Genomic DNA, 13410 nt, shown 5'->3' on the forward strand with positions numbered 1-13410 from the left:
ATGAATCAAACAGAACTTACAGAAAGTGCCATGGATTTATTAAAAGAACTGATTTCAATAGAATCATTTTCTAAGGAAGAAGACAAAACTGCAGATGCAATACAAGTGTGGCTGGCAAAATATAACATACCTACAGAAAGGGATCTGAACAATGTTATAGCGAAAAATAAATTTTGGGACGATAGTAAACCAACCCTTCTTTTAAACTCGCATCACGATACTGTAAAGCCAAATACTGCCTATACAAAAGACCCTTTTTTGCCGCACATAGAAGATGGTAAATTATTTGGGCTAGGGAGTAATGACGCAGGTGGACCTTTAGTTTCCCTTCTTGCAACTTTCGTGAATTATTACAATGATGAAAACCTCAACCATAATATTTTAATGGTCGCTTCTGCCGAAGAAGAAAATGCAGGTGAGAATAGCTTACGCGGATTGCTTCCTAAATTACCGCATATTGATGTAGCCATAGTTGGCGAACCTACATTAATGCAACTTGCTATCGCCGAAAAAGGATTAGTTGTTTTTGATGCTGTAGTTAAGGGTACTCCCTCGCACGCAGCGCATCCTAATGAAGATAATTCCATTTACAATTCTATTAAAGTTTTAGAATGGTTTAAGAATTACAAGTTCAAAAAGTCATCTGAAGCTTTAGGAGATGTAAAAATGACCGTTACACAAATTAGTGCTGGATCGCAACATAATGTGGTACCAGCACAGGTTGATATGGTAGTTGATGTCCGGGTGAACGATGCCTATAGCAACAAAGAAATTGCAGATTTACTGAAGAAGGATGCGCCATGCAAATTAAAGGAGCGATCTTTACGCCTGAATTCGTCGAAAATAGACAAAGACCATGAGTTAGTGAAATCTGGGATAGCATTAGGCAGAACGACTTACGGCTCTCCTACCCTTTCTGATCAAGCAGCGTTAAGTTGTCAGTCATTGAAACTAGGACCTGGAGACAGCACACGTTCGCACTCAGCAAATGAATTTATCTATGTTCATGAAATTGAAGAAGGTATAGATTTGTATATTAAAATAGTAAAAGGATTTATAAAATAGAATTAAGTATTAAGTACAAAGTATTAAGACCTCTATACTTTATACTTAATACTAATTACTTAATACTGAAAAAATGAAACTCTGGGATAAAGGATTTAGCACTGATAAAAAAATTGATCATTTTACCGTTGGTAACGATAGGGAATTGGATTTGGTTTTAGCCAAGTACGACGTAATCGCATCTAAAGCTCATGCTAAAATGCTAGGTGAAATTGGTTTGCTAACGCCCAAAGAAACTCAAGAGCTTGTTAATGAGTTAAACCATATTGCGGCGCGAATAGAGAAAGGGACATTTTCTATAGAAAAATCTTTTGAAGACATGCATTCTAAAATAGAATACATGCTAACCCTTAGTTTAGGTGATACTGGTAAAAAAATACATACGGCAAGGTCAAGAAATGATCAAGTTTTAGTGGCTATGCACCTGTATTTAAAAGATGAATTGTCAGAAATTAAGTCAATGACAAAGTCGCTTTTTAACCTTCTACTGGTAAAAGCTCAAGAGCATAAAGATGTTCTATTACCCGGGTATACGCACTTACAAATTGCTATGCCATCTTCATTCGGACTTTGGTTTTCTGCCTATGCAGAAAGTTTAATAGATGACCTTTATTTTATTGATGCAGCTTATAAAGTAGCGGATCAAAACCCTTTAGGTAGTGCTGCTGGTTACGGAAGTTCTTTTGCTATAGATCGTAGTTTCACTACTGAAGAAATGGGTTTTACAACTATGAAGTATAATGTAGTGGCTGCACAAATGAGTAGAGGAAAAGCGGAGAAAGCGACGGCCTTTGGCATTGCCAATATTGCCGCTACCCTATCTAAAATGGCTATGGATATTTGTTTGTATATGAGCCAAAACTTCAATTTCATCTCTTTTCCAGATGAACTGACCACAGGTTCTAGCATCATGCCACATAAAAAGAATCCCGATGTTTTTGAATTGGTTCGTGGTAAGTGTAATAAGTTACAGTCCATACCAAATCAACTTACTTTAATTATCAATAATCTGCCAAGTGGTTATCATAGAGATTTACAGTTGGTAAAAGAAATCATCATTCCTGCTATACAAGATATGAAGGCTTGTCTAGAAATTTTGACATTCAGCCTTAAAGAAATTAGGGTTAATGAAAATATTTTGGACGACCCAAAATATGACTATTTATTTAGTGTAGATACCTTGAATGAATTGGTACAAAACGGAATGCCTTTTAGAGATGCCTATAAGAAAATGGGGCAAGATATTAATGATGGTACCTTTACTCCAAAAAGAGATATTCATCATACCCATGAAGGTAGTTTAGGTAATTTATGTTTGAAGGAAATTCATGATAAAATGAAAAATATTTAAGTCAACTTAACGTACTTATCAGAATAAATCTTGGTGAATTGTGCTCCGAAAGTGACAATTAAGCTAGAATAAGATACCCATAACATCACTAAAATGATGCTGCCGGCCGCGCCGTAAGTAGAGCCTGGTTCTGCCTTACTAAAGTAAAAAGCTAGCGCGTACTTACCTATTAAAAACAAAAAGGCGGTAAGTGCAGCACCAACTTTAACCGCTTTCCACCGTACATGTGTACTGGGCAAGTATTTAAACATTGCCCCGAACAATAGATAAATAAAGGTTAGGGAAATAACTATATCCAATACAAAACCTAGCTCCAACATTCCCTCTGGTAAAAGTCTAGATAATTGTTTTGAAAATGCTGATAAAAATGAAGTTAGCACGAAACTTATAAGCAATAGAAATCCAAAAATTAGAATAAAACCAAATCCTTTTAACCGCATAAAAAGGGTAGATAATATTTCATTGGTATATTTTGGTTTCGCTTTCCAAATATCGTTTAACGCATTTTGTAGTTGATAAAAAACTCCCGTAGCACCATAAATCAATACTCCCACACCTAATATTGTAGCTACTATAGATGTGTTTTCACTACCTCTATCAGCTATCATTTCTTGTATAGATTGCGCTGTTTCTGGTCCCATTGCAGATGAGATTTCAGCAAATAATTCTCCACGTACAATTTCTTTGCCCCAAATACCACCCACCAATTCTAGAATTAAAATAAGAAGACCTGGTAATGATAAAATTGCATAATAGGCTATTACGGCACTAATTTGAAAGGGCTCTTTCTCCATCCATGCATTATAGGTTTTAACCAATAATTTGGGTAGATGTTTTATTCTGAATTTAGATTCTTTTTTAAGCGTCTCTATTGACATTGACCAGTAAATTTATACTTCATATAAATCTACATTAGAATAGTAGCGTATTGTAACCCAATCAAAACAAATACTACCTCTTTTCTTACTCGATTAAGAAATGTCTCTAAACACTCTTTAATAGTTTATGAATAAACTCTAATTTATTCTTCACAGGTTCTGATATAATAAAAGGATAGGGATCATCTTCACCCATAGAACGGCTCATGCTATTCAATGCGAATAGCAAAGGCATCCCGGTATTCAATACCTTTTTAAAACTGGTTTCTTTATAAGGATCGAAACTAGCATTCATCTTTAAATTTTTCTTGGCAGTAATCTTAGGATCTGTTTTGAGTCCGAAATTATAAGCAGTTTCCAATACATCGGTAAGGTGTAGATAATGCGACCAGGTTTCGGCCCAATCTTCCCACGGGTGCGATGATGCATACTTACTTATAAAACGTTGTTGCCAATTTGCCTGCGGACCATTATTATAATAATTGGTCAAAGCATCAGCGTACGACATAGATTCGTCGCCAAATATATTTCTAAATCCGGCTAATACCTCGACATTATCACGAACTAGTCTATCCCAGAAATAATGACCTACTTCATGTCTAAAATGACCGAGCAAGGTTCTATACCGTTCAGACATTTGCTGCTTTATCTGTTCTCGAACAACAGGGTCTGCTTCAGAAATTAAGAGAGTAATTACACCATTTGCATGTCCTGTTTTTAGATCTTTAGATTCTTCTGGCAAATCATCTTTCGCCAAAAAATCAAAGTAAAGACCTTTAGAATCATCAATGGTTTTACTCACCACCGATAATCTAAAACGTAATAATTGATATACCAATCTATGCTTGGCTATTTCAATTTGCTTCCACTTGGCTAAATTATCATCATCTAGAATATCAGGTATGGTTCTATTTAAGCTGCATGCTAGGCAGAACTCATCACCTTTTTCAACATCCACAAGCCAATTACAAACCTTATGCTTGTGATTTTTACAGTATGCATAAGTTTTATCTTCCAACTCTGGAAGTTTCCATTGCGTAGCATTTGCTTCTAAAGAAACTATCTTATTGTAATAAGAAGAGTACCCTAGTAGATAGCCGCAATTAACACATACGTTATTCTCAAAAACAACTGTATTCTTACAATTTGTGCACTGAAATAATTTCATATCCTATAGCCTTTTAAACAGACAAGGACAGCGTATTATTTGATCATCTTAAGATTTATAACCTCTTGATCGGTCAAATACCTCCAGTGTCCTCTTGGTAAATCTTTTTTGGTAAGACCACCATAAACAACCCTATCCAATTTCTGAACTTTATATCCTAAAGTTTCAAATAAACGTTCTACAATCTTACTTCTAGAACTATAAATTTCAATACCTACTTCTCTTTTAGGAGCATCGGCAATAAAACTAACATCTTGTACTCTTACTACCTTTTCATCAACGGTAACACCTTCTTGAATCTTCTTTAAATCGGCACTTCTTAATTCTTGCTCAAGCACCAAATGAAAAATCTTACGCATACCGTTTATAGGACTTTTTAAAACCTTGGTCATGTTGCCGTCATTAGTGAACAAAAGTAAACCTGTATGGTCTTTTTCCAATTTATCTACCGGCAGTAATTTTGACTTAGAAGCACTAGATATTAACCCTGATACGTGCCTTTTGCCTTTTTCATCACGAATAGTAGTAACAAAATCTTTTGGCTTGTTAAGAAGTACATATTCTTTCTTTACAGGATTTAATAATTGACCATCGAATTTTACCTCATCGGTCAATTTTACCTTATACCCCATTTCTGTAATCGGTTTGCCATTTACGGTTACATTACCTGCAGCAATATAGATATCAGCATCTCTTCGAGAACATACCCCAGAGTTGGCTACATATTTATTTAGTCTAATAGCATTTGGATCTTGTGGCTTAGCTGGCGTCACATTTTTTTTAATGGGCGCATTACCACGAGCATAGCTCTTCTTTTTAAAATTACCCCCTTGCCTACCTGAAGCATTTTTACCCCTACTAGAATCATCCCTACTCATAACTGTACCAATTTTGCACAAAGGTAGCAAATTGCATTGCCGTTCAAATAGTTATATCAAACATATTACAAACAACTATAGTATTCTGTTTAAAACAAGATTGACATCAATGAGTAAAATACCAAAAACACCCATTACTATAATTAATTTAAGAATATTATGCAGCCAAACATAGTCTTTACGGGTTTTTGCCTTGAATAAAAGAAATATAAAAAGGACTAGCAATACCACACAAAGCATGAAATATAAGTTCATATACCCCACATCAAACTTAAAAATGAGCAGTAATGAGGGTACAAGGGTCAATAAAATTAATAAGGATATCAATACTTTAGATATTCTTGACCCATATATGATTGGAATAGTTCTATAATTCTGGGCAAGATCACCCGATATATTTTCCAAATCTTTAATCATTTCACGAGCAAGTATTAATAGAAATAAGAATACTGCATGTACAAAAATGACAGGTTGAATGTTTTTATAATATACAAATATGATGAAAAACGGGGTTATCGCTAAGGTTGCAGAAATGAAATTGCCTAAAAACGGAATTTTTTTCAACTTATGAGAATAGATCCAAATACCAAAAATGTACGAAGAAAAGAAGAAAACCGCCCTAAAAGAAACATAACTTGCAGCTATGACCGCGAAAAAATTCAATACAAAATAAGTCGTTAGTTTAAACCGCTGGCTTACCAAGCGATCTAACATGCTCTTTCGTGGTTTGTTAATAAGATCCTTCTCTGCGTCGTAGAAGTTATTAATGATATATCCACCGGCAATAACCATTGCAGATGCAATTACAATAACAAAAAGCTTCACATCAAATACTACTTCTCTTACCGGTAATTCTGGTGCCAGTATGTAAATTGATGCCAAATACTGAGCTAAAGCTATAACTAAAATGTTATACCCCCTAACCACTGAAAACAGACTCAGTACTTTTAAAAGTAAGAGTTTATTTCTTCTATTAAGCATGTATGGAAATTACCTAAAAATTATAGACTACTTCTAATTTGTAATCTTTTAACGCAGTTTTAGCTTTCTCAAAGTCTTCTGTAAACCCAAGAATATAACCACCACCACCTGAGCCACATAGCTTTAAATAGTAATCGTTGGTATCGATTCCGTTTTTCCACAAGGCATGAAATTTTGCCGGAATCATAGGTTTAAAGTTATCTAAGACAACGTGAGATAACTGCTTTAAATTACCGAATAAAGATTGAATATTGCCATTCACGAAATCTTCTACACAGGCATCTGTATGTTTAATGAACTGATTTTTTAGCATTTTACGGAAACCATCATTTTTCATCTGTTCCATAAAAATCTGAACCATTGGTGCAGTTTCACCAATAATACCACTATCTAATAAGAATACAGCTCCTTTACCTCCTGCATTTTGCGATGGAATACTAGTAGACTCAATATTATCTTTAGAGTTTATAAGAATCGGAAGACTTAAATAACTATTCAATGGATCTAGACCAGATGATTTACCATGAAAAAACGATTCCATTTTACCGAATATCGTTTTGAGTTTCAATAACTTTTCTCTGGTTAAGTTCTCAAGAACCGTTATTTTATCTTGTGTATATTTATCGTAGATAGCTGCTACTAAAGCACCACTACTACCTACACCATAACCTTGAGGTATAGAACTATCAAAATACATGCCTTCTGCAACATCTGTTTTTAAAAGCTCTAAATCGAAAGAAACCAACTTCGGATTCTTAAAAGTCAAATTTTCTAAATAATGAGTAAAGCCTTCTAAACTTTTATTTGATTTTATCGCCTCAACTGATGAGTTGGAATCAGATTTCAAAGCACCTTTATAAAAATTATAAGGTATAGATAATCCTTTAGAATCTTTTATGATACCATACTCCCCGAAGAGAAGAATTTTTGAATAAAAAAGAGGTCCTTTCATTTTAAAAACTAAGCTAATATTAAAACTTATATAAATATAGTCAAAGATTCACATAAAGTTGAACGTTTTACCTTAAAAGGTTAAACAAAGTAGATGAATCATTCTTTTACAAACGTTTTTTATAAAAAAATAGTACCTTAATTACCTACAACTTCTTAGCACCCAGACCAATTCGATCACAAATATACTGCCCATTTTGACAAAAAGGCACTAACTTCTCTTTTATAAATGGAAAAACGATATCCTTTTCATTTTCCGGATATAATACATGCACGTTCGCACCTGCATCTAACGTAAAGCAAATATGTGTATTAGATTCTTGTCTAAATTTCCAAATAGCATTAATTATTGATAGGGTATTCGGCTTCATTAGTATGAAATACGGATTACTTGTCATCATCATTGCATGTAATGTAAGTGCTTCACTTTCTACAATATTTATGAAAGTATCCAAATTTCCATCTGATAAAACCGATTTCAATTTCTCTAAATTGGTATGCGCCTGATCAAACCGCTGAGTTGCAAACGGGTGTCCGTGCATTAACTCATGACCTACCGTACTGCTTACCTGTTTCTCTCCCTTATCAACCAATAGAATAGTATCATGAAAATTATTGAATACCTCATGTACTGCGTACGGATACTTTATACCGAATAAATTTGAACTGCCTTCAATCGAAACAGTCTCGCCCCATTGCACCAAAGGACCTTCAATACTTCGACACGCACTACCTGAACCTAAACGAGATAAGAACGAAGTTTTTCTATTGAAATCTTCATCAGAAATAGAGTCTAGGAATGACCTTTCCATCTCCATAAAACATAATGCTAATGCAGACATTCCACTCGCCGATGATGCTATACCACTACTATGTGGAAAAGAATTTGATGTATTTATAATAAAGTGATACTCTTTTAAAAACGGCAGATACACTTCTATTCTTTTTAAAAATGTATTTATTTTCGGCTTGAATTCTTCTTTTGCCTCGCCCTCGAACAAAAGATCAAATGAGAAATCATCACTTTTTTGAACTTTTTTCTTATACTGCACACTAGTTTTAGTAACGCATGCTGCTAAAGTAAAACTGATCGATGGGTTAGCAGGAATCTGATTCGCTCGCTTACCCCAATACTTCACCAAAGCAATATTACTGGGCGAAGAATACGATACTATGCCTTCTTCTTTCAATGTGGTATATGACGCTGGAATAAATTCTTTTTCTGACATTGAATATTCAATTTGTGCAAATATAGTTTTTAGGACTATCAATTAAAATAATTCCTTATTTTAGACCTAAACACCGACCAGTTGAAAAGAAAGCTAACTTATATTCTTATTGGTATTATCATCTGCTCTACCATTGGCTTTTTGAGTAGCGTTGTTACACAAAGTTCTGTTACCGGATGGTATTTGACCTTGAACAAGCCTAGTTTTAACCCACCAAACTGGGTTTTCGCTCCCGTATGGAGTGCTCTTTATATTATGATGGGTATCTCTGCCGGCTGGGTATGGGCAAAAGGTTTTCATCATAAATGGGTGAAAACCGGATTGTATCATTTTGGTTTTCAACTACTTTTAAACGGATTGTGGAGCATCGTATTCTTCGGATTAAAACAACCGTTTTATGGGCTGCTCGTAATTATGGCACTTCTCGTAGTTTTATCACTTACTATTAAATGGTTCAATATAGTTAGCAAATTTGCAGCCATATTGCTAATTCCGTACCTACTTTGGGTTTGTTTCGCTACAGCTTTGAATTATAAAATTTGGGAATTGAATTAATCTAATAACTCAACTCTAATAATTTGTGCATGGTTCTATAGTTTCTAGTAGTTGCCAAAATTTTCAGTTTTCGCTCTAATAAATTATTATTCAACTTTGCTTTACCATAGCCAGTTTTACACTTTAGATAAATACAGTTTTCAGAAATTGAAAATTCTTCATTCTCGTATGATTCTGCTTTAAACGTAGTAAACTCTTCAACTTTCGGAACATCATTGAGCAGTACAAAATAGACTTGCTTTCTTATAATTTCATCTTCAGATTCGAACGGATTATCATTAAGAATATCACGTAATTGAGATGCCGTTTTTACTATTACAGGTACTTCAAAACCAAAACTTTTAAAAATAGCTTTTGAAATCAATGCTTCTAATTCTGACGTATTCTGCAGTTCACTTTTAAAAACTACATTACCACTTTGAATGTAAGTTCTCACATCTTCTAGTTTTAAACCATTGCACAAATCTCGAAGTTCTGCCATCGGAATTTTATTTTTTCCGCTGACATTTATACCTCTTAAAAATGCAAGATAGGTTTTCATTTTAGGTTTGATCTGCATTTAAATCTTCTACTACTCCGTTCGCTGCAATAAAACCACCTGTCCATGCATTTTGAAAATTGAATCCTCCCGTAATGGCATCTACATTTATGATTTCCCCAGCAAAATATAAACTTGGTAGAATTTTACTTTCGTAGGTCTTAAAATTGATTTCCTTTAAATCTAAACCACCAGCGGTCACAAACTCCTCTTTAAAAGTACTTTTTCCGTTTACTTGAAAAACGCCCGCAGTTAGTTGTTCCGCCAATAAAGTTAATTGTTGTTTAGATACTTCTGGCCAAGTAGTAGCATCTTCAATACCAGCTGCTTTTACCAAATTTACCCATAGACGTTTGGGGATATCCAACACCTTGGTTCTTAAAATAGTTTTCTTTTCTACCTGCTTTACCTTTAAAAGTAATTCCAGTAATCCGTTCTGGTGATATTCAGGAACCCAATTCACCTGAATTTTAAATTGATAATTATACTGCTCTAAAATTCTAGCTCCCCATGCAGATAGTTTTAAAGTAGCCGGTCCGCTCATTCCCCAATGGGTAACCAATAATGGCCCGTCTGAACTTAAACCAGATGTATCTAATTTTGTTTTTCCTGTCTTTTTACCAAAGTTCTTTTTGGGTATTACGTTGACCTCGGCATGTGTAGCCACACCGGGTATATCTGTTATACGCTTATCTTTGATATTAAAAGTAAATAATGACGGTACTGGCGGAATAATGGTATGCCCTAACGCTTCAATATATTTCCACATTTTAGGATTGCTTCCGGTTGCCAAAATGAGCTTTTTGCAGTACATAAAATTCTCACCAACGGCAATCTGCCAAATCTTAGCCCCCTCTTGCTCAATTTGCTCTATTCCGGTGACAGAACAAAGTGTTTTCACCTGTACGCCTAATCTATCTGCCTCTGAAATAAAACAGTCTATAATTGTTTGTGATGAATTACTGACGGGGAACATTCTGCCATCTTCCTCTATCTTTAAAGCCACACCGCGTTCTTCAAAGAAACCCACGGTATCGCCACTGGCATAGGTATGAAAAGGACCTAATAGTTCTTTTTCTCCTCTTGGATAGTTCTTACTTAAATCTGCCGGATTGAATTCTGCATGGGTAACGTTACAGCGACCACCACCAGAAATTTTCACCTTGGTCAATACATCTTTACCACGTTCTAAAATCGCTATTTTAGTATTTGGTCTTTTTTCTGCGATATGTATTGCAGCGTAAAAACCTGCCGCACCACCACCAATTACTAAAACATCGTACATTATTTTACACTTTCTGGAAAGTTTGTAATAATACCATCTACCGCAATACGTTTCATGGCATCAATATCAGCCGGCTCATTAACCGTCCAAGTATATATTTTAAATCCGGCATTTCTAATCTCATTTGCCTTTTCTACATCTAGATTCTTGAAATACGGGTTAATAGCCACGGCATTCAATTCTTTAGCGACAGGTATGGCATCTACCGGGTTTTCTTCGGTTAACACTGCGATAGCCACATTAGGGTTATGTCTACGCATCTCTTTGAGTTCGTCCCAATTAAAACTTGAGATAATGAAGTTTTCTGGCGACCAGTTTCTTTGTTCGATATAATAATTCATGATATGGTTAACCTTATCTGCAGTACCGGCACCCTTCAACTCAATATTTAAGGCTACTTTATTATCTATTAGTTTTAAGACATCTTGCAGCATTGGTATTCCATGCCCGCCTTCAACAATAACCTTCTTCAAGTCAACTATATAATAATCTTCTATTTTACCCGGGGCATTTGTTAATCGATCTAATGTTTCGTCATGAAAAACGACTATCTCTCCACTTTTAATTTTAAAGACATCAATCTCTATCATGTCAACACCTAAATCCATTGCCTTTTGAATAGACGGTAAGGTATTTTCAGTTTCGTGACCCATAGCACCTCTATGACCAATTACTAACGGTTCTTTCATATTACATGATGTTAAAGTGAGACAAATAATAGCTAAAGAAATTCTATTGAGCATGTTCTAAGATTTTAATTCAAAAATAAAGGATTCTAGAGGATTTAGACTGATTGTGATATGACCTTCTCCATTTTCTACTCTTAAAGTATTCTCATGACCATAAAGTGCATCAAGTAATGGATAATTACCTTCTTTTAATTGCCACGTATTCATTAAATCCACCGGTAATTTTAAATCGAACGAAAAGTGATTATTAACATCAAAATTTGAAACAACTATCAGTTTTTGATGCTCAGACCAACGAACATATGATAACACCCGGTGGTTGTAATTTTCAGTAATTTCTTTATTATAGAAATGAATCTCGCGGTACGCACCCATTAGTGCGTCGCTACTTATGGTAAAATTCAATAATCGCTTGTAAAAATCTCTTAACGAAGCTTCCTCTGGTGTAGATTGACCACCATCGAATTTTTTGTTATTCACCCATCTTTGATGATGGGGAACACCTATGTAATCGAATATTGATGTTCTTGACGGACTTCCAAAGCCCGCATGCTCGGCAGCTGGCTCACCCACTTCTTGTCCGAAATAAATCATGGTCGGCGATGTGCTTATCGTTGCAGAAACCACCATTGCAGGCCTGCCAATTTCTGCATTACCTACAAACTCTGGACTAGCAATACGCTGCTCGTCATGATTCTCTAAAAAATGAAGCATATAATGCTCTATATCTTGCAAACCATTTTGAACTACCGGTAAATGATCAGACCAACCGTAACCTTTCATAATATGTTTAAGACCGTCATAAAAATCGACCTTATCATATAAATAATCCATTTTACCCTTATGGATATATGTTCTATATAAATCTGGATTATACACCTCTGCCATTATAAAAGCATCAGGGTTTTTCATTTTTATGGATGAATTCATAAAGCTCCAAAACTCTACCGGAACCATTTCTGCCATATCATATCTAAAACCATCAACACCCATTGATAACCAATACAAGGCAACATCTCTAAACTTACGCCAAGAACTAGGTACTACTTTTTTTTTCCAATAATTAAAATGCTCTTCGTGACCTTTCTCGCCGAAATCATTTGGTAGCATATCAAAATCTAGACCACCATCTGGTCTTACTCCGTAATTTATTCGAACGGTCTCATACCAATCGTTCATATCTGGTTGCGGACTACGAGAACCATTACCAGTCCATTTCGCGGGTATTTCAACTAACTTATTATTTATATAATCTGGAATACTTCCTCCTAAAGGCACATAACCATCTCGCCACTGTGGAGTTTGGAATTCCGTTCCCGGGATGTAATAAAAATTATTGTCTTTTTGATATTCAACGGATGTATCATCTCCAAAACCAAAATCAGAAACCCCGTTAGGATTCGTCTTTCCTTCATACTTTCTAGCTATATGATTGGGCACAATATCTATAATCACCTTCATGCCTGCTTTGTGGGTACGATCAATTAATGATTTAAACTCTTTTAACCTATTTGACGGATCAGTAGCTAAATCAGGGTTAACATTGTAATAATCTTTAACCGCGTAAGGCGACCCCGCTCTACCTTTAACCACGTCTGGATCATCATTTGAAATACCGATTTCAGTATAGTCATTGATAACAGCATGATGCGGTATACCGGTATACCAAATATGGGTAATACCTAAATCTTTAATCTCAGTGAGCGCTTTTTTATTAAAATCAGCAAACTTCCCTACTCCGTTTTCTTCGATGGTACCCCATGGTTTGTTATTGGTATTTGTATTACCAAAAAGCCTGGTAAATACATGATAAATTACAATCTTACTATTCATGGGGCAATT

The 13410-nt window shown here is 35.1% G+C and carries 13 protein-coding genes; 3 read left to right on the forward strand and 10 right to left on the reverse strand.

From position 1 onward, the window contains the following. The gene (locus tag CLV90_RS14575) at nucleotides 1-1065 is read left to right on the forward strand and encodes a M20 family metallo-hydrolase (protein WP_133688235.1); all 1065 of its coding nucleotides are present in this window, start codon (nucleotides 1-3) and stop codon (nucleotides 1063-1065) included. A 73-nt stretch (nucleotides 1066-1138) separates the two neighbouring features. Beyond that, nucleotides 1139-2416: an argininosuccinate lyase gene (gene argH / locus CLV90_RS14580; RefSeq protein WP_133688236.1), complete on the forward strand. Its 1278-nt coding sequence runs from the start codon at nucleotides 1139-1141 to the stop codon at nucleotides 2414-2416. Here argH and CLV90_RS14585 read toward each other — a convergent pair. From CLV90_RS14585 to CLV90_RS14610, 6 genes are all read right to left on the reverse strand, one after another. Then, complete coding sequence (locus CLV90_RS14585; RefSeq protein WP_133688237.1) at nucleotides 2413-3294, reverse strand: YihY/virulence factor BrkB family protein; 882 nt, start codon at nucleotides 3292-3294, stop codon at nucleotides 2413-2415. The genes argH and CLV90_RS14585 overlap by 4 nt on opposite strands. Before the next feature lie 106 nt (nucleotides 3295-3400). Beyond that, nucleotides 3401-4462: a zinc-binding metallopeptidase family protein gene (locus tag CLV90_RS14590; RefSeq protein WP_133688238.1), complete on the reverse strand. Its 1062-nt coding sequence runs from the start codon at nucleotides 4460-4462 to the stop codon at nucleotides 3401-3403. Between the two features lie 35 nt (nucleotides 4463-4497). Then, on the reverse strand, nucleotides 4498-5340 hold the full coding sequence (locus CLV90_RS14595) for a pseudouridine synthase (protein WP_133688239.1): 843 nt from the start codon (nucleotides 5338-5340) through the stop codon (nucleotides 4498-4500). A 75-nt stretch (nucleotides 5341-5415) separates the two neighbouring features. Beyond that, nucleotides 5416-6321, reverse strand: coding sequence for a geranylgeranylglycerol-phosphate geranylgeranyltransferase (locus CLV90_RS14600; RefSeq protein WP_133688240.1), 906 nt, complete (start codon nucleotides 6319-6321; stop codon nucleotides 5416-5418). A 13-nt stretch (nucleotides 6322-6334) separates the two neighbouring features. After that, the gene (locus tag CLV90_RS14605; RefSeq protein WP_133688241.1) at nucleotides 6335-7273 is read right to left on the reverse strand and encodes a mevalonate kinase family protein; all 939 of its coding nucleotides are present in this window, start codon (nucleotides 7271-7273) and stop codon (nucleotides 6335-6337) included. Between the two features lie 145 nt (nucleotides 7274-7418). Next, complete coding sequence (locus tag CLV90_RS14610) at nucleotides 7419-8501, reverse strand: diphosphomevalonate/mevalonate 3,5-bisphosphate decarboxylase family protein (protein WP_133688242.1); 1083 nt, start codon at nucleotides 8499-8501, stop codon at nucleotides 7419-7421. Nucleotides 8502-8582: 81 nt separating this feature from the next. Between CLV90_RS14610 and CLV90_RS14615 the strand changes: the two genes are divergently transcribed. Further along, on the forward strand, nucleotides 8583-9056 hold the full coding sequence (locus tag CLV90_RS14615; RefSeq protein ID WP_133688243.1) for a TspO/MBR family protein: 474 nt from the start codon (nucleotides 8583-8585) through the stop codon (nucleotides 9054-9056). Between the two features lies 1 nt (nucleotide 9057). Here the strand turns inward: CLV90_RS14615 and CLV90_RS14620 are convergent, their stop codons facing one another. From CLV90_RS14620 to CLV90_RS14635, 4 genes are read right to left on the reverse strand one after another with little or no spacing between them, the layout of a single operon-like run. Next, nucleotides 9058-9597 (reverse strand): DUF1697 domain-containing protein, encoded by a 540-nt coding sequence (locus CLV90_RS14620; RefSeq protein ID WP_133688244.1) that lies wholly within the window; start codon nucleotides 9595-9597, stop codon nucleotides 9058-9060. A 1-nt stretch (nucleotide 9598) separates the two neighbouring features. After that, complete coding sequence (locus CLV90_RS14625) at nucleotides 9599-10879, reverse strand: BaiN/RdsA family NAD(P)/FAD-dependent oxidoreductase (protein ID WP_133688245.1); 1281 nt, start codon at nucleotides 10877-10879, stop codon at nucleotides 9599-9601. Further along, complete coding sequence (locus CLV90_RS14630) at nucleotides 10879-11568, reverse strand: glycerophosphodiester phosphodiesterase (protein ID WP_243835459.1); 690 nt, start codon at nucleotides 11566-11568, stop codon at nucleotides 10879-10881. The genes CLV90_RS14625 and CLV90_RS14630 overlap by 1 nt, the downstream gene beginning before the upstream one ends. Nucleotides 11569-11625: 57 nt before the next feature. Then, on the reverse strand, nucleotides 11626-13401 hold the full coding sequence (locus tag CLV90_RS14635; protein WP_133688247.1) for an alpha-amylase family glycosyl hydrolase: 1776 nt from the start codon (nucleotides 13399-13401) through the stop codon (nucleotides 11626-11628). Nucleotides 13402-13410 lie beyond the last annotated feature (9 nt).

This window comes from Maribacter spongiicola (genome assembly GCF_004364165.1).
Classification (GTDB): Bacteria; Bacteroidota; Bacteroidia; order Flavobacteriales; family Flavobacteriaceae; genus Maribacter; species Maribacter spongiicola.